The sequence below is a fragment of the Streptomyces sp. NPDC047525 genome (genome assembly GCF_040643025.1).
Lineage (GTDB): Bacteria > Actinomycetota > Actinomycetes > Streptomycetales > Streptomycetaceae > Streptomyces > Streptomyces durmitorensis.
The window spans coordinates 493,672-510,614 of sequence record NZ_JBEYTL010000008.1; the positions used below are offsets into that span (position 1 = coordinate 493,672).

12 protein-coding genes and 1 pseudogene are annotated in these 16,943 nt (G+C 69.2%); 8 read left to right on the forward strand and 5 right to left on the reverse strand.

Annotation, left to right across the window (positions count from 1 at the left end; genetic code table 11):
* Positions 1-38 precede the first annotated feature (38 nt).
* From ABZ833_RS25780 to ABZ833_RS25790, 3 genes are all read right to left on the reverse strand, one after another.
* A complete protein-coding gene (locus ABZ833_RS25780) occupies positions 39-1,664 on the reverse strand; it encodes an ABC transporter substrate-binding protein (protein WP_249587957.1) in 1,626 nt (541 codons plus the stop codon).
* Between the two features lie 658 nt (positions 1,665-2,322).
* A complete protein-coding gene (gene typA, locus ABZ833_RS25785; protein ID WP_361050582.1) occupies positions 2,323-4,197 on the reverse strand; it encodes a translational GTPase TypA in 1,875 nt (624 codons plus the stop codon).
* 311 nt (positions 4,198-4,508) lie between these two features.
* Positions 4,509-6,878 carry an ABC transporter family substrate-binding protein gene (locus ABZ833_RS25790; RefSeq protein ID WP_361050585.1) on the reverse strand — a complete coding sequence of 790 codons (2,370 nt, stop codon included), beginning with the start codon at positions 6,876-6,878 and terminating at the stop codon, positions 4,509-4,511.
* 367 nt (positions 6,879-7,245) lie between these two features.
* Here ABZ833_RS25790 and ABZ833_RS25795 point away from each other — a divergent pair, with 367 nt between their 5' ends.
* From ABZ833_RS25795 to ABZ833_RS25820, 6 genes are all read left to right on the forward strand, one after another.
* Complete coding sequence (locus tag ABZ833_RS25795; RefSeq protein WP_361050588.1) at positions 7,246-7,560, forward strand: hypothetical protein; 315 nt, start codon at positions 7,246-7,248, stop codon at positions 7,558-7,560.
* A gap of 84 nt (positions 7,561-7,644) precedes the next feature.
* Complete coding sequence (locus ABZ833_RS25800; protein ID WP_249587961.1) at positions 7,645-8,478, forward strand: hypothetical protein; 834 nt, start codon at positions 7,645-7,647, stop codon at positions 8,476-8,478.
* Positions 8,478-10,415 (forward strand): fumarate reductase/succinate dehydrogenase flavoprotein subunit, encoded by a 1,938-nt coding sequence (locus tag ABZ833_RS25805; protein ID WP_361050591.1) that lies wholly within the window; start codon positions 8,478-8,480, stop codon positions 10,413-10,415. The genes ABZ833_RS25800 and ABZ833_RS25805 overlap by 1 nt, the downstream gene beginning before the upstream one ends.
* Positions 10,412-11,212, forward strand: a complete 801-nt coding sequence (locus ABZ833_RS25810; protein ID WP_361050595.1) for a succinate dehydrogenase/fumarate reductase iron-sulfur subunit — start codon at positions 10,412-10,414, stop codon at positions 11,210-11,212. The genes ABZ833_RS25805 and ABZ833_RS25810 overlap by 4 nt, the downstream gene beginning before the upstream one ends.
* A 283-nt stretch (positions 11,213-11,495) precedes the next feature.
* A complete protein-coding gene (locus ABZ833_RS25815; RefSeq protein ID WP_361050598.1) occupies positions 11,496-12,623 on the forward strand; it encodes a hypothetical protein in 1,128 nt (375 codons plus the stop codon).
* Positions 12,624-12,678: 55 nt separating this feature from the next.
* Positions 12,679-13,359, forward strand: coding sequence for a phosphotransferase (locus tag ABZ833_RS25820; protein WP_361050601.1), 681 nt, complete (start codon positions 12,679-12,681; stop codon positions 13,357-13,359).
* Between the two features lie 42 nt (positions 13,360-13,401).
* Here the strand turns inward: ABZ833_RS25820 and ABZ833_RS25825 are convergent, their stop codons facing one another.
* Positions 13,402-14,178 (reverse strand): SMI1/KNR4 family protein, encoded by a 777-nt coding sequence (locus ABZ833_RS25825; RefSeq protein WP_361050604.1) that lies wholly within the window; start codon positions 14,176-14,178, stop codon positions 13,402-13,404.
* Positions 14,179-14,312: 134 nt separating this feature from the next.
* Here ABZ833_RS25825 and ABZ833_RS25830 point away from each other — a divergent pair, with 134 nt between their 5' ends.
* On the forward strand, positions 14,313-15,425 hold the full coding sequence (locus ABZ833_RS25830; RefSeq protein WP_361050607.1) for a LacI family DNA-binding transcriptional regulator: 1,113 nt from the start codon (positions 14,313-14,315) through the stop codon (positions 15,423-15,425).
* A gap of 4 nt (positions 15,426-15,429) precedes the next feature.
* Here the strand turns inward: ABZ833_RS25830 and ABZ833_RS25835 are convergent, their stop codons facing one another.
* Complete coding sequence (locus ABZ833_RS25835) at positions 15,430-16,479, reverse strand: acetylxylan esterase (protein WP_361050610.1); 1,050 nt, start codon at positions 16,477-16,479, stop codon at positions 15,430-15,432.
* A gap of 110 nt (positions 16,480-16,589) precedes the next feature.
* Between ABZ833_RS25835 and ABZ833_RS25840 the strand changes: the two are divergent.
* Positions 16,590-16,943 (forward strand): annotated as a pseudogene (locus ABZ833_RS25840) (hypothetical protein); the annotation flags it as partial.

Consider the following 16,943-nt stretch of genomic DNA (forward strand, 5'->3'; position numbering starts at 1 on the left):
GATCGCCGGGCGTCGCTTCGGAAACTGGCCTCCGACGCCTACTTCTCGAAGACCTCGATGTCGGTGAGGACGGGGTCGCCAGCCTGGTCGAACTCGACGCCCTTCACGTTCTTCGAGTAAGCGGAGAGCGTCTTGTTGTACCAGAGCGGGATGCCCGGGAAGGTGTTGACGAGCTCCTTCTCGGCCTTCTGGTACAGCGCGGCGGACTCGTCGATCGTCTTCGCCGCGTCGGCCTTCTTGGTCAGCTCGTCGAACTTCTTGTCCGAGAAACCGCCCTTGTTGCCGTCGACGCCCGTGCCGTAGAGGTCGGCGAGGAAGTTGCCGTTGAACGGGTAGTCGAGCACCCAGCCCGACCGGTACATCGCCTTGACCTGCTTCTTGTCCCGCACCTCGGTGTCGGCCTGGAAGTCGGTCTTCGGGTCGCCGGTGCACTTCACGCCGGTCGACTTGGTGATGCTGTTGCACACCGCCGTGACCCAGCCCTCGTGGGGCTGGTCGGCGTTGTACTGGATGGTGATCTTGTTGCCGGGAACGCCGCCGCCGTCCTTGACGAACTGCTTGGCCTTCTTCGGGTTGAACTTGCAGAACTCACCACAGGCGCCGGCCTTGTAGCCCTTGACGCCCTTGGCGACCCAGCCCGAGGCGGACTCACGGGTGCCGGCGAACGTCTGCTTGGCGATGGTGTCGCGGTCAATGGCCATCGAGAGGCCCTGGATGACCTTGACGTCCATGTCCTTGAACGTCTTGCTGTAGAACGCCGGGTTGACCGTGTTGATCGCCGAGAAGTCCTGCTCGATGGCGCGGTCGCCGAAGTCCTGCTTGAAGTTGGCGAGCTCGCTGTCGGGGATGATCGGCATCGTGTCGACGTTGTCGGAGCGCAGGTCGTTGTAGGCGGCCTGCGGCGTCGTGTACGCCTTGAAGTTGACGCCGCCGTTCTTGGGCTTGTTGGCGCCCTTGTACTGCGGCCAGGCCGTGACCTGGATCGACTTCTTGTGGTCCCAGCTCTTGAACTTGTAGGGACCGTTGCCGACCGGAGCCTCGCCGAACTTCTTCGGGTCCTTCAGCGCGCCCGAGGGCAGCGGGTAGAAGGGCGAGTAGACGAGCTTGTACGCGTAGTACGGGATACCCGTGTTCAGCGTGATCGTGAAGGTGTTGTCGTCGACGACCTTCAGGCCGGACATGGTCTTGCCGGTGCCCTTCCCCTTCTCGGGGTGGACCTTGTCGTAGCCGACGATGTCGCGGTACCAGGCGCTGTTCTGCTGACCGTTGGCCGGGTCGGCGGACCAGTTCCAGGCATCCACGTACGACTTGGCCGTGACGGCCTCGCCGTTGTGGAACTTCCAGCCCGGCTTGAGCTTGACGGTCCACACCTTGTTGCTCTTGTCGGGGGTGACCGACTCGGCGTTCTCGTACGTGATGTTCCCCTGCTTGTCGTAGTTGACAAGCCCCGTGAAGAGGGAGTTGATGACGACGCTGCCGTACGCCTCCATGGTGTTGGCAGGCTGCAAGGCGTTCTGCGGCTCACCGTTGGCGTAACTGACGATCCCCTTGGGGTCGACCTTGCCGCTGTTGCCGCCGCTGTCGCTGCCGCCGCCGCAGGCCGTTGCCGTCAGCGCCACGACACCCGCTATCGCGACCCACTTGGCGCTCTTGGCACCACGCATGGGGTTCCTCCTCATGAGTCCACTTGTTCACTACAAGAGGGGGTACGAGAAACCGCGCCGACACCCCTGACGGCGCGTAGATCGAGTACCCCAGTGTGCTCGTGAGTCGGCGCTCCCCACAGCGCGTGACCCATTGACCCGAGCTATACGCGGTCAACTATTAGCCATGAGGTACCGCCCGACCACACTCTTTTGGTCTCGGTTCAATCACACCTGGTGCGTACAACTTCCAAAATCCGGACAAACCGATCCGAGATAGATGGTTGCGAAACGGACGTGTTACACATCTAACGGTCAACGGCGTCCGCATTCCGGACAGATGGCCCAGGAAAACCGGTTGCGGCGGACCGTGCCGGAGACGAGTCGCGGCGGCTTCGCGGCACTTTCGGGGGCGGTTCTGTGGACGCGCGTAGATGCGCGGAGAGTCGCGACGGCGGAAGAACCCGCACCCCCGGGGCGTGGGCCAGCGTAGTGCCGCTGAGGGCCTCGCAAAGGGGTATCCCGGCCAGACAACGCGAGAGGCCGGCCCCCGCCTCTCCCTGGGGAGGGGCGGAAACCGGCCTCGGATGCCGAATTCGCCGAGCGTCAGCGGCAGTTGCGCCGGGTCGTGCGGGGCCCAGGGCCCCGCACAAAGCTTTGTCCCGGCTTTGCTCCGGCCTTAGCCGTGCTTGGCGCGCGAGGCGGAGCGGCCACGCTGCTTGGCGTCCAGGACGACCTTGCGGATGCGCACGGTCTCCGGGGTCACCTCGATGCACTCGTCGTCGCGGCAGAACTCCAGGGACTGCTCGAGCGACAGCTTGCGGGCGGGCACGACGTTCTCGGTCGTGTCCGCGGAAGCCGCACGCATGTTGGTGAGCTTCTTCTCCTTGGTGATGTTCACGTCCATGTCGTCGGCGCGCGAGTTCTCGCCGACGATCATGCCCTCGTACACCTCGGTGCCGGCCTCGGTGAAGATGACACCGCGCTCCTGGAGGTTGACCATCGCGAACGGCGTGACCGAACCCGAACGGTCCGCGACGAGCGAGCCGTTGTGACGGGTGCGCAGGTCGCCGAACCACGGCTCGTGACCCTCGAAGATCGAGTGCGCGATGCCGGTGCCGCGGGTCTGGGTCAGGAACTCCGTACGGAAGCCGATGAGGCCACGCGACGGAACGATCCACTCCATGCGGATCCAGCCGGAGCCGTGGTTGGTCATCGTCTCCATGCGGCCCTTGCGGGTCGCCATCAGCTGCGTGATGGCGCCGAGGTGCTCCTCGGGCGAGTCGATCGTCATGCGCTCGATCGGCTCGTACGTCTTGCCGTCGATCTGCTTGGTGACGACCTCGGGCTTGCCGACGGTCAGCTCGAAGCCCTCGCGGCGCATCTGCTCGACCAGGATGGCGAGCGCGAGCTCACCACGGCCCTGGACCTCCCAGGCGTCGGGACGCTCGGTGTCCAGGACACGGAGCGAGACGTTGCCGATGAGCTCCTTGTCCAGACGGTCCTTCACCTGGCGGGCGGTGACCTTGTGGCCCTTGCCGCCCTTGCCGACGAGCGGCGAGGTGTTGGTGCCGATGGTCATGGAGATCGCGGGCTCGTCGACCGTGATCAGCGGGAGCGCGATCGGGTTCTCGGGGTCGGCGAGGGTCTCACCGATCATGATCTCCGGGATACCGGCGATGGCGCAGATGTCACCCGGGCCCGCCTTCTCGGCGGGCTTGCGCGTGAGCGCCTCCGTCATCATCAGCTCGGTGATGCGGACGTTCGACATCGTGCCGTCACGCTTGATCCACGTGACGGTCTGGCCCTTCTTCAGCTCGCCCTGCTCGACACGGCAGAGGGCGATACGGCCGAGGAAGTTGTCGGCGTCCAGGTTCGTGACGTGCGCCTGGAGCGGGGCCTCCTCGTCGTACTCCGGAGCCGGGACGGTGTCCAGGATCGTGGAGAAGAACGGCTCGAGGTTCTCGCTGTCAGCCGGGACGGTGCCGTCCTCCGGCTTGGTCAGCGAGGCGACGCCGTCACGGGCACAGGCGTAGACGATCGGGAACTCGATCTGGTCCTCGTCCGCGTCCAGGTCCAGGAAGAGGTCGTACGTCTCGTCGACGACCTCGGCGATCCGGGAGTCCGGGCGGTCCGTCTTGTTGATGCACAGGATGACCGGCATCTTGGCCGCGAGGGCCTTGCGGAGCACGAAGCGCGTCTGGGGCAGCGGGCCCTCAGAGGCGTCCACGAGGAGGACGACCGCGTCCACCATCGACAGGCCGCGCTCGACCTCGCCACCGAAGTCGGCGTGGCCGGGGGTGTCGATGATGTTGATGGTGATGACGTCTCCGCCATCCTTGGGGTGGTACTTGACGGCCGTGTTCTTGGCCAGGATCGTGATGCCCTTCTCACGCTCCAGGTCGTTCGAGTCCATCATGCGGTCGTCGAGGGACTCGGCTGCGTGCGCGGCGAAGGAGCCGGCCTGCTTGAGCATGGCGTCGACCAGGGTGGTCTTGCCGTGGTCGACGTGGGCGACGATGGCAACATTACGAATGTCATGGCGCGTGGGCATACGAGCTGCGCTTCTCCCGGGAAGAGTGGATGGCCGCGCGTACGGTCCGGCACGCGTGCCCTGCCGGGCAGAACACGCCACGGCCTCACCCCAGTCTACGTGCCTTACGCGGAGGTGACCTCCGCGGGGGCCTCATGGGGGTCTGACCAGGGGTTTCAGGGGTTTATTGGTGCTGCTGGGCAGAACGTGCAGGTCAATGGGTGGAAATGACCTTGCCCGCCGGTGGTGCCGGCGGGCAAGGGAGTTGAGCGGAATCTGAGCGTGACCTGCGACGGAGCCGTGCGACGGGGCTGCTTCGGCCGTGAGACGAGCTACTTCGCCGCCGGCTTGCCCGAGGGCTTCGCGCCCGGCTTCAGGAAGCCCATGTCCTCGAAGTTCGGGGACTGGAAGCCGAAGGCGCCCGCGTTCGCGAGGTTCGTGCGGGCCGCCATCAGCTGGGGGCGCTGGTAGAGGGGAATGGATCCGGCCTCGGCCCAGATGCGGGCGTCGGCCTTCCTGACCAGGGCACGGCTCTCGTCCTCGTCGAGCTCACCCATCGCCTGGTCGAACAACTGATCGATGTGATCCGTGCCGACCCGCGTGTAGTTCTGTTCGACGTTCAGGGAGCCGTCCGCGGCCGGCACCGGCTTGGCGAAGATCGGACGCGCGTCCGTGGCCGGGAAGGCCGACGCGGGCCAGGAGTAGAGCGCCAGGTCGTACTGCCCGGATGCGATGTGGTCCTTGAAGTAGCTGTCGTCGGAGACCTTCGCCGTCTCCGTGCGGATGCCGATCTTCTCCAGCATCCGCGAGATCCGGTCGGCCACCGTCCGCAGCGACTCCGAGCCCTCGCCGGACGGCAGGACGAAGCGGAGGGTGAGCGGCTTGCCGTCCTTCGCCATGGGGCCGCCCGCCGCCGGGGTCGCCGCGGCGGGTGCGGCGGTGCCCTTGGGGGCGTACGCACCGGGTGCACCGCCCTTGGCTGCCTGCTTCTCGGAGTGCTTCTCCGCGCGCTTCTCGGAGTGCTTCTCGGCCCGCTTCTCCGAGTGCTTCTCGGCGTGCTGCTTGGCGTGCCCGCCGGGGTCCTTCTTCTTCTCCTTGTCCGCCTCGCGGTGAGCCGTGAGGGACGCCGCCTGGCGGGTCAGCGCCGCCTCCTGGTAGGCCGCCGCGGGAGCGGGCGCGAGCACCGAGGTGCCGCTGTCGCCCGGCTTCTGGTCGTCCTCGCCGACGGTGTACGCGCCGTCGCCCGAGTCCGATTCTGAATCCGAGCCGGAGTCCGAGCTGGATTCCGAGCCGGAGTCCGCCTTCGCCTTCTTGGCGTCCGCCTCGCTCCCGGCCGTCTTGCCCTTCGGCTCCTTCAGCGGACCGCCCGGCGTCCACCCCGCGTCGGCGAGCAGCGCCCGCGCCTCGGTGGTGTCCTGGTCGCCCAGGGCCCCGCTGTTGTCCGCGTACGCCTGCTGCCCGGCGAGGGCCAGGTGGCTGCCGACCGGCTCCGCGGGCAGGCCGAGCGGTGTCAGGACCGCCTTGGCGAGCTCGTCGCGGTCGAGGGCGCGGGCCACCGCGCGCCGCACCCGGTCGTCGGCGAGCGGGCCCTCGGTGCCGTTGAGGGCGAGCTGGGTGTAGGCCGGTTCGAGGGACTTGCGGACGGTGTAGCCCCGCAGGCCCGTCTGTTCGGTGGCGTACTTCTTGATCGCCTTGTGCGTCTTCTCGCGGGCCTGCTGCTCGGTGTCGGCCGCCTCCTCGTCGGAGCCGTTGGCGATCGCCCAGGAGCGCAGCGCCTTGGCCGGGGTCAGCTGCGCCTCGGGCCCGTGACTGAGCGGACCCTGGGCGCCCTGGTCACGGCCGGCGTTCGTGATGCGTCGCGCCTCCGGGGCGTCGATCTCGGCGAGGTCGACCTTGCCCTCCGCGAGCGCGGCGGCGCGCTCCTCGCGCGGGACCTCGCGCAGGACGACCTTGGAGAGCTTGGCGGGCCTGCCCCACCAGCGCGGGTTGCGGGTCAGCGTGACCTCGTCCGCCTTGTTGTCGACGTCCTGCACCGCGAAGGGACCCGCGCTCACCTTGAGCTTGCGCCGCGCACCGTCGTTGAAGGTGTCAGGAGTGCCCATGACCTCCTTCGGGTACAGCGGCGAGAAGAGCGAACGCCAGTCCGCGTACGGCTTGTTGAAGGTGACGCGCACCTCCAGGTTGTTCGCGCCGCGCTCGACCTTCTCGATGCGGTCGTAGCCCGCGTTGCGTGCCGTCCAGTACGCGCTGTCCTTGCCGGACAGGGCACGCTGCTGCGCCGCGAAGTCATCGGCGCCGATCTCCCGGCCGTCGCTCCACACCGCCTGCTGGTTGAGCTTGTAGAGCACGACCTGCTTGGGCTCGCTCTCGACGACCTTCGCGGACTCCAGGAAGTCGGTGTTCTGCTGCGCCCTGCCCTGCGCGTCGAGGCGGAACATCGACGGCAGCACCGCGCCCGCGATCCGGGTCGTGCCCGCATCGGCGTCCGACTGGAAGGAGTTGAGGGTCTCCGGCATCGCGTCGACGGCCCAGTTCATGGTCCCGCCGTCGGCGACGAGATCCCGGGCCGCGGGCGCGACGTCCTGTCCTGCGGTCGGGGAGCCTGCCTCGTCCTGAGAGCTGCAGGCGGCGAGGGCGGGCAGAGCTAGCACGCCCGTGGCGAGGAACACGGCAGATCTCAGTCTGGCGCGGTCTGGGGACATGGCGGGTACCTCCGGGGCTCGCCCGGCCGCCCGCTACCAGGACCGGGGCCGGGTTTGATCACGTTTGGCGGTATATGGAGCTGATCACATCTATCGATCCACTGAAGGGGACGGGAGACGCCACACGGGAGCGACACGGCGTGGGGGCGCCAGATCCCACTCGTGCGGCCCAACCAGGCGTGACCGAGCGTGACGACGGCATCGGCGCACGCCCCGCCGCACGGTCGGGACGGCCGCGTGCACCCCGGCGCATTTCAGCGCCCACGAGCCGGGAATCCCGGCAGATCCCTTCACAAGCCGGGATGTGACGCGCGACACTCGCAGGCGCATGAACGTTGCCGCCGCACCCCTGAAGTGAGGGCAAGTCATGGCTCTGCAGGATGATCTGACGGCTGTTCAGCGCTGCGTCGACGATCTGGTCCGCACCGTCGGCAAGCTGGAGCAGCAGGTCGGCGAGGGTTCCCGGGGTGGTCTTACCGGGCTCGACGTCCGCCGCGTCCGCACGGACACCGACCACCTGCGCGAGAGCGTCGCGCTCCTTCGTGCCACGGCCCCGGGCCCCGGCGGCGCCCCACAGAAGCGCCCCGACCTGGTCACCATCCCCGATACGCCGTACGACAGCTCGCTGTGGACGGACTCGGACGACGAGGGCCTCGGCGCCAGCGACCGGCACGCTCCCTGAGCCGGCCTGCGCGCCCCTGAGCGACTGCGCCTCGCCGCCCATCTGAGGGACACGCCCACCTGAGGACAAAGGAGTGGAGCCTCGTTGGCCACTGGCACGGAACCCCATCTGAACAGCGGTCAGGATCCCGGCGGCGTAAGAGCGGCGACGCGCGCCGCGATCAGCGCTGCCCATCTGCGGACCGACCGCTGGTGGCTCGCGCCCGCCGCGACCGCCGCGGGCCTCTTCGCCTTCATCGTCTACTCGACGTGGCGGGCCTTCGCGAACGCGGACTACTACGCGGCGCCCTACGTCTCACCGTTCTACTCGCCGTGCCTCGCCGAGAACTGCGAGCCGATGCGGTCGGGCCCCAACTGGGAGATCTTCGGCAGCTGGTGGGGCCTCTCCCCCGCCCTGCTGATCCTGATCTTCCCGCTCGGCTTCCGCCTGACCTGCTACTACTACCGCAAGGCCTACTACCGCGGCTTCTGGGCCTCGCCGCCCGCCTGCGCGGTCGCCGAGCCGCACAAGAAGTACTCCGGAGAGACCCGCTTCCCGCTCATCCTGCAGAACATCCACCGCTACTTCTTCTACGCGGCGGTTCCGGTGGCGGGCATCCTCACGTACGACACCGTGCTCTCGTTCCGCGATGAGCACTACGAGTGGGGCCACATGGGCCTCGGCACCCTCGTCTTCCTGGTCAACATCACGCTGATCTGGGCGTACACACTCTCCTGCCACTCCTGCCGGCACATCGTCGGCGGCAAGCTCAAGCACTTCTCCAAGCATCCCGTGCGGTACCGCATGTGGCAGTGGGTCGGAAAACTGAACGCACGGCACATGCTGCTCGCCTGGGCCTCCCTGGTGAGTGTGGCGCTCGCCGACTTCTACGTGTATCTGATCGCGTCCGGCGCCTTCGACGATCCGAGGTTGTTCTGATGTCTCAAGTGGAGCGGCAGCAGTGGGACGTTGTCGTGGTGGGAGCGGGAGGAGCGGGCCTGCGGGCCGCGATCGAGGCACGGGAGCAGGGCGCGCGTACGGCCGTGATCTGCAAGTCCCTGTTCGGCAAGGCCCATACGGTGATGGCCGAGGGCGGCATCGCGGCCTCCATGGGCAACGTGAACTCCGGCGACAACTGGCAGGTCCACTTCCGCGACACCCTGCGCGGCGGCAAGTTCCTCAACCAGTGGCGGATGGCCGAGCTGCACGCGCGCGAAGCGCCCGACCGGGTCTGGGAGTTGGAGACCTGGGGGGCGCTTTTCGACCGCACCGCGGACGGCCGCATCTCCCAGCGCAACTTCGGGGGTCACGAGTATCCGCGCCTGGCACACGTGGGCGACCGGACCGGCCTCGAACTGATCCGTACGCTCCAGCAGAAGATCGTCTCCCTCCAGCAGGAGGACGAGCGCGAATTCGGTGACTACGAAGCACGCCTGAAGGTCTTCCAGGAGTGCACGGTCACCCGCGTGATGAAGGAGGGCGAGCGGGTCAGCGGAACGTTCTGCTACGACCGCGAGTCCGGCCGCTTCTTCGTCCTCGAAGCCCCCAGTGTGGTCCTGGCGACCGGCGGCATCGGCAAGTCCTTCAAGGTGACGTCGAATTCGTGGGAGTACACCGGTGACGGCCACGCGCTCGCGCTGCTCGCCGGGGCGCCTCTGCTCAACATGGAGTTCGTGCAGTTCCACCCGACGGGGATGGTCTGGCCGCCCTCGGTGAAGGGCATCCTGGTCACCGAGTCGGTGCGGGGCGACGGCGGAGTACTGCGCAACTCCGAAGGCAAGCGTTTCATGTTCGACTACGTACCGGACGTCTTCAAGGAGAAGTACGCGCAGTCGGAGGACGAGGGCGACCGCTGGTACGAGGACCCGGACCACAACCGCCGCCCTCCTGAGCTGCTGCCGCGCGACGAAGTGGCGCGCGCCATCAACTCCGAGGTGAAGGCGGGCCGCGGATCGCCGCACGGCGGGGTCTTCCTCGACGTGTCGACGCGCATGCCGGCCGAGGTCATCAAACGCCGACTCCCGTCCATGTACCACCAGTTCAAGGAACTCGCCGACGTCGACATCACGGCCGAGGCCATGGAGGTCGGACCGACCTGCCACTACGTGATGGGCGGCATCGCGGTCGAATCGGACACGGCGGCGGCACAGCGCGTGCCGGGTCTGTACGCGGCCGGGGAGGTGGCCGGCGGCATGCACGGCTCCAACCGGCTCGGCGGCAACTCCCTCTCCGACCTGCTGGTCTTCGGGCGGCGCGCGGGACTGCACGCGGCGCGGTACGCGGCCGGGTTCCCCGCGGCCGACGCGCGCCCCCTGGTCGACGAGGACCAGGTGGACACGGCTGCGGCCGAGGCGCTGCGGCCGTTCAGCGCGGAGGGCCCCGAGGACGGGGCTACGCCGGAGAACCCGTACACCCTCCACCAGGAACTCCAGCAGACGATGAACGACCTGGTCGGCATCATCCGCCGCGAGGGCGAGATGGAACAGGCCCTGGAGAAGCTGGCGGAACTGCGGGTGCGGGCGCGGCGGGCCGGAGTCGAGGGCCACCGCCAGTTCAACCCCGGCTGGCACCTCGCGCTCGATCTGCGCAACATGCTCCTTGTCAGCGAGTGCGTGGCGCGGGCTGCCCTGGAGCGCACGGAGAGCCGGGGCGGGCACACCCGTGAGGACCATCCGGGCATGAACCGCGAATGGCGCCGCGCGAATCTGCTCTGCCAGCTCACGGACCCTTCGGGCGGTCTTGCGGCCACGGATCCCGTGCGCGGCCAGATCGATCTGGTGCGGGTCACCACCGAGCCCATCCGTCCCGACCTGCTTGCTCTCTTCGAGAAGGAAGAGCTGGTCAAGTACCTGGCCGAAGAGGAGCTTTACGAGTGAGTACCGCTACACCGAGTTCTTCGAGTACGTCGTACGACGCGCGGTTCCGGGTCTGGCGCGGGGACGTCGAGGGCGGCGACCTGGAGGACTTCAAGGTCGAGGTCAACGAAGGCGAGGTCGTCCTCGACATCATCCACCGCCTGCAGGCGACCCAGACACCCGACCTCGCGGTGCGCTGGAACTGCAAGGCGGGCAAGTGCGGTTCGTGCTCGGCGGAGATCAACGGCCGGCCACGGCTTATGTGCATGACGCGGATGTCGGTGTTCAGCCGCGAGGACGTCATCACGGTGACGCCGCTGCGGGCCTTTCCCGTGGTGCGGGACCTGGTGACGGACGTCGGCTTCAACTACACGAAGGCGCGGGAAGTACCGGCCTTCGTGCCTCCGGCGGACCTCGGCCCCGGCGAGTACCGCATGCAGCAGGCGGACGTCGACCGCTCCCAGGAGTTCCGCAAGTGCATCGAGTGCTTCCTGTGCCAGGACACGTGCCATGTCGTGCGCGACCACGAGGAGAACAAGGCGGCGTTCGCGGGCCCGCGCTTCCTGATGCGGGTGGCGGAACTGGACATGCACCCGCTGGACGCGGCGGCGGAGAGCGGCCTCGACCGCAAGCAGACCGCCCAGGACGAGCACGGGCTCGGCTACTGCAACATCACGAAGTGCTGCACGGAGGTGTGCCCGGAGGGCATCAAGATCACGGACAACGCGCTGATTCCCTTGAAGGAACGGGCGGTTGACCGGAAGTACGATCCGCTGGTCTGGCTCGGGAACAAGATTCGGCGGCGGGGGGAGCAGTAGCCCTGGAGTATCGGCTGAGGCGGGGCGTGGGGGTAATCCCCCACGCCGAAGACTCGAGATTTCCCCCATGGTCACGGGCTCGGGACGAGATCAGCATTGAGGCATGAACACTTTCTCTTCCGCTGCTCCTTCGCCTTCCTCCTCCCCTGCTCGTTCCTCTGCCCCGGCCGTGGCTCGCCCGGCTCCCCGCTCGGCCTTAACTCGGCGCTCGGTGCTGGGCCTTGCCGCGGCCGGTCTGGCGGCGACGCTTCTGAGTGCCCCGGCTCCCGCGCAGGCGCGTCCCATGGGCGTCGAGGCGAAGCTCCCCGGGCCCACGGGACCGCACCGGATCGGCACGGTGTCGACGCGCATCGTCGACACGTCACGCCACGACCCGTGGGTGAAGTCCGTGCCGTACCGAGAGCTGATGATCAGCGTCTGGTATCCGGCGGCGGGAAGGCCGGGCGGCGCGGGACACCGCCTCGCTCCGTACATGGCGCCGGGCGCGGCAGCGCGTTGGAACGCGATGGCGCCCCACGGCATCCCCAAGGACGCGATCGACTTCGCCGCCATGCGGACGCACGCGCGGGAGGGAGCCCCGGCCGACACGAGCGACGGCCGACGGCCGGTCCTGCTGTACGCATCGGGTGCCAACGACCCGCGCACCTGGGGGACTTCGGTGGTGGAGGAGCTGGCGAGCCACGGCTATGTGGTGGTGACGATCGACCACACCTATGAGGCGCCAGGCGTGCAGTTCCCCGACGGCTCGGTGAAGGACGACGCACCGCTCCTCAAGGCCTTCGAGGAGGCGGGGCAGAAGGACGAGGTGCCGGCGCTGCTGAAGAAGGTCCTGGACGTCCGGGTGGCCGACTCGAAGTTCGTCCTGGACCGCCTCGGCTCGCTGCCGAACGGACTGTCCAAGGTCGTGGACCGGAAGCGGGTGGGCATGTTCGGCCAGTCGGCGGGCGGGATCGCGGCCGCCGAGACGATGTACGAGGACAGCCGGGTCAAGGCAGGCATGAACATGGACGGCACCCTGGAGAACAACCCCGAGCCGAAGGGCACGAACCTGACGCCCGTGGCCCAGCACGGCCTGACCCGCCCGTTCCTCCTGATGGGCAGGGAGGGCAACGACCGCACGACGGAGCCGTCGTGGCGCGAGTTCTGGTCCCACACGACCGGCTGGAAGCGGAATCTGACCCTGCGCGGCTCGGTGCACCAGACGTACACGGACCTGGCCGCGCTGCTCCCGCAGGCCGGGGTGGACGGGAAGGTCATCAAGGAGCACATAGGCACGGTCGCCCCGGACCGCGCGGTGGCAGCGGAGCGGGCCTACGCGACATCGTTCTTCGACCGCTGGCTGCGGGGACAGGACGACCGCCTGCTGGACGGCCCCTCGGGGAGGTATCCGGAGGTGGAGTTCGCGGGATGAGGCAGGCGTACCCATTGCCTCTGCACGTGAGAGGGCGGCGGCTTACGCTCCCGGCATGGGGATGACTGATCAGCTGCTCGGCTCCGGACGCACTGCGGATGTCTTCGCGCTGGACGACACATGGGTGCTGCGTCGGTACCGGGACGGGACCGACGCGACGGATGAGGCCGACGTCATGAGGTATCTGTCGGAGCAGGGGTATCCCGTACCGCGGATCCGCCCGGCCGAGCCCGGGGCCCCACGTACCGACCTGGTCATGGGGCGGCTGACGGGGCCGACCATGGCGGAGGCCGCGATGCGGGGCGCTGTCACCCCGGAGGACGCCGCAGTGATCCTCGCCCGGCTGCTGCACACGCTGCACGCTCTTCCGGCGCGCTCGTCCACCTCGCCCACGGACCGCGTCCTGCACCTGGACCTCCACCCGGAGAACGTGATCCTCACACCGGAGGGCCCTGTGGTAATCGACTGGGCCACCACGGAGGAGGGCCCGCCCGGTCTCGACTGGGCGATGTCGGCGCTGATCCTCGCGGAGGTCGCGGTGAGCGGCAGACCAGAGGCTGCGGGGTCACGCGTCGCTCTGGCCACGCTCCTGACGGACGCGACGGTCGACGTCGGGGCCACCGCCGCCGACCACCTCGCGGAGGCCCGCGCACGACGGGCCGCGAATCCGACGCTGGGTGCGGAGGAGGTGCGGTGGCTGGAGGCGGCGGAGGAACTGGTCTTGGAGTTGGGCTAGTTGAGCGGTTGGGCTGGTTGAACTAGTGGAAGGGCGGGGTGGTTAGTCGGTTGGTTGGTTGACTGACTGGCTGGCTGGCTGGCTGGTCGGGGGTGGTGGGGTCGCTGCCTTGCGTTCCGCGTGGGTCAGCCAGTTCAGGTACCACTGGGCGAACGTGACGCGTGACCCGCCTTCGCGGTCGCCTGGCTGCTCGCCCGCACGCCGAATCGGGAGCACTCCCTCGCCCACCGCCCGCACGTCCTCCCACATGGTGCCGCGCTCGGAGCCCGTGACGACGAGCAGCGTATAGTACGCGCAGCCCTGCTCGCCCACGCAGAGGGTTCCCTCGGTGAGGGCATCGAGCAGTTCGTCGTGTCGTGCGTCCCAGGCGCGGTAGTCGCGAAGGAACATCGCCTCGGCCTCCGCGGTGTCGGCGTAGGCGGCTCGTTGCGGTTCCGCGGACTCGTGCGCGTCCAGCTCCTGGGTGCGTTCAGGGCGGAACGGCGGCTCGGCGGGCTCGCCCGGCTCGACAGATGCGGCCGGCTCGGCAGCTGCGGCCGGCTCGGCTGACGCCATGGGCTCGACGGACTTGATCGGGAACAGGCCGTAGTCCGGGCCTGCCCCGCCCGCGCCGACCTCGAGGAGGAAACTCCGGTACTCCTCCGGGAAACCGAAGCCGAGCCGCCGTTCCGCCGCTCGTACCTGCTCCTCGGTCAGTACCGGGCTCAGCTCGAAACCGTGACCGTACGTCCCGAAATCCGCTCCGAACACCGACAGCCACCCCGGCGCTTCTCGAAGGGCGAGCACGCGCTCCCGTACTCCCGCCCAGACCCCGTCCACCTGCGCTCCTCCCCGTCACGGCCGACACCCGAAGCGGACCCGGCCTTGCCCACGGTCACCGTACGCGCCTACTGTGAATGCGCTTTCAATCCGGTTCAGACCGGTTCCAGAACGAGAAACGAGCAGGCGGTCGGGTGAGCACAACCCCCACGGTGTACGACGTCGCCGAGCAGTCGGGCGTCTCCATCGCGACGGTGTCGCGGGTCTACCGCAACCCGGACTCCGTCCGTGAGACGACCCGGGAGCGGGTCCTCGCCGCGGCGCGTGAGCTCGGGTACGTTCCGAGTGGAAACGCGCGCGGGCTCGCCAGCCGATCGACGGGCGTCCTCGGGCTCTGCTTCCCCGACTACTCGGACCCGGACACGGAGATCGAGGCAGCAGCGGCCGACGCCGACGACGACCACGCCTTCATGCTCTACTCCGACCAGATCATCCGGGGCATGGAACGGGCCGCACGGCGGCACGGGTACGCGCTCCTGATCGCCGCCTCCCTCAAGGGCGGTCCGGAGAGCCAGGTGGCGAAGGTCGCCGGGCGGGTCGACGGGTTCGCCGTCCTCGCGAGGACCGTGCCGACCGAGGATCTCGACATCATCTCGCGACGACTGCCCGTCGTGATGCTCGCCGGACCCCGCGAGAACGACGAGCTCGACCACCTCGACCACATCGAGGTCGCCAACGCCGACGGCCAGCGCGAGCTGACCCGGCACCTCATCGAGGACCACGGGCTGCGGCGGCTCGTCTTCATCGGCGGCGCGAAGTCGTCGCCGGACGCGGAGGCGCGGTTCCGCGGCTATCAGGAAGCGTGCCGAGCGGCCGGTCTCCCCGTACGCGAAGAGCCCGACCTGCGCACGGAGATGATGACGCAGGCCGAGGGCGAGCGTGCCACGGACACGCTGCTGGACCAGGCGGCCGAGGAGCGCGGGGACGTCAGCCCGGGCAGCGGCGCGGTGCCGGAGGCCATGATCTTCGCCAACGACCAGATGGCCGTGGGCGCGCTGCACGCCCTTGAGCGGCGCGGGGTGCGGGTGCCGGATGACGTGGTGGTCACCGGGTTCGACGGAATTCCGCTGAGCCGCCTGGTGCGTCCCGCGCTGACCACCGTGCGGCAGCCGATGCGTCAACTGGGCGAGGAGGCCGTCGAGTTGCTGGTGCGGCGGCTGGGCGCAGAGCGTGATCGTGAGCCGGTGTCGTTGATGCTGCCGGTGACGGTGGCTCGGCGGGCCAGCTGTGGGTGCGGGGAGCGGTAGCCCTCTACCTCTCTGCCGCTACCCCTCTCTCCAACTGCGCCGCGAAGAAACGGGATTTGGCGTCGCCCAGGCGTGTGACCTCGGCCGCCTTGTCCTCGTACTCGAAGTGGCCCGCCTGCAGTACGTGCAGTGCGCGGGCGGTCGGCGGCAGTGCGTTGTGCACGGCGAACTGGCCGGGGGGCGGCACCGACGGGTCGAAGAGTGCGGGGGCGACCAGGGTCGGGATGCGGAGGCGGGTCGCAGCTGTCGCGGCATCGAAGTAGCCCAGGACCTCGGCTACTTCGGGGTGCTTCCGGTGGTGGGTGCGGACCGACTCGCCGCTGCCCGCGCAGGGGAGCGTGAGGCGCAGCGGGTGGTTGCCGAAGGTGGGGACGGTCAGCTGGGCCGCGGCGAAGCGGTCGTCCCAGGGGAGGGCGAGGGCGCCGAGGCCGCCGCCGAAGCTTTCGCCCAGGTAGCCGAGGCGGGGCTGTGGCGCGGCCAGCTCCGGGACCAGTTCGAGGAGGGCGGATGCGGCGCACCAGAGGTCGGCTGCGCAGTCGCCGATGACGTAGGTGTCGCGGGATGCGATGCCGTGCAGGACGTGGGCGTCGGCGTCCGCGGGGATGGTGGGGGTTGCAGGGCTGACGGGGCTCGTGCTGTGGGTGACCATGCCTCGTACGCAGGGGAGGATCGCTGCTGAGCGGGGCAGGGGGAGGGGGATGTCGGGGCCTGGGGCGTTGCGGCCGCCGTAGCCGTGGGCTATGACGAAGCCGTGCTCCGCGGGGGTGGGGGCGGGGGAACTGCGGATGTGCGGCTCGGTGGGCAGGGCCAGCCAGCCGCCGAGGCGTGCGCCGCCTACTGACGTGTACGTCACGCCGTGGATCCGCACCCCGTCCCGCTCTTCTTCCAGGGGGCCGACCACGGGGTCCGTGACTACCTGCCGGGCGGCCGCGTAACGGTCCTGCCAGAACTCGTCGAAGTCGGCGGGGGCGGGGGGCGCGGGGACGGCGAGCAGGTCTTCGGGGGTGTACCCGTAGGCGGGGTCGAAAGCGAAGCTGTGCGGGAAGGCTGGCATGCGGGGACCCTAACGGGGGGCGCGTGCGGGGCTGCGCTTGGCGGGGGCGGGGCGAGCCTCCGGCTCGGGGTGGGGCGAACCCTGGGGCTGCGCCTGCCTTCGGCTCGGGGGTGGGCGAACCCTGGAGCTGCGCCTGCCTCCGGCTCGAGGGTGAGGCGAACCTGGAGCTGCGCCTGCGGGCGCGGGGCGGCGGGGCGGCGGGGCGGCGGGGCGGCGGGGCGGCGGGGCGGCGGGGCGGCGGGGCGGCGGGGCGGCGGGGCGGCGGGCCGAGCCTGCAGCTGCGCCGCCACCGGTCGCGCCTGGCGTTCGTCTACGGACGGGCGGGGGCGAACCCTGGAGCTGCGCCTGGCGGGCGCGGGGCGGCGGGGCGAGCCTGCAGCTGCGCCGCCACCGGTCGCGCCTGGCGTTCGTCTACGGACGGGCGGGGGCGAACCCTGGAGCTGCGCCTGGCGGGCGCGGGGCGG

What these genes read in the sequence shown, in the direction of transcription:
- ABZ833_RS25780 (WP_249587957.1), bottom strand. Translation starts at nt 1,664, where the DNA reads ATGCGTGGTGCCAAGAGCGCCAAGTGGGTCGCGATAGCGGGTGTCGTG.
- typA (WP_361050582.1), bottom strand. Translation starts at nt 4,197, where the DNA reads ATGCCCACGCGCCATGACATTCGTAATGTTGCCATCGTCGCCCACGTC.
- ABZ833_RS25790 (WP_361050585.1), bottom strand. Translation starts at nt 6,878, where the DNA reads ATGTCCCCAGACCGCGCCAGACTGAGATCTGCCGTGTTCCTCGCCACG.
- ABZ833_RS25795 (WP_361050588.1), top strand. Translation starts at nt 7,246, where the DNA reads ATGGCTCTGCAGGATGATCTGACGGCTGTTCAGCGCTGCGTCGACGAT.
- ABZ833_RS25805 (WP_361050591.1), top strand. Translation starts at nt 8,478, where the DNA reads ATGTCTCAAGTGGAGCGGCAGCAGTGGGACGTTGTCGTGGTGGGAGCG.
- ABZ833_RS25815 (WP_361050598.1), top strand. Translation starts at nt 11,496, where the DNA reads ATGGGCGTCGAGGCGAAGCTCCCCGGGCCCACGGGACCGCACCGGATC.
- ABZ833_RS25820 (WP_361050601.1), top strand. Translation starts at nt 12,679, where the DNA reads ATGGGGATGACTGATCAGCTGCTCGGCTCCGGACGCACTGCGGATGTC.
- ABZ833_RS25835 (WP_361050610.1), bottom strand. Translation starts at nt 16,479, where the DNA reads ATGCCAGCCTTCCCGCACAGCTTCGCTTTCGACCCCGCCTACGGGTAC.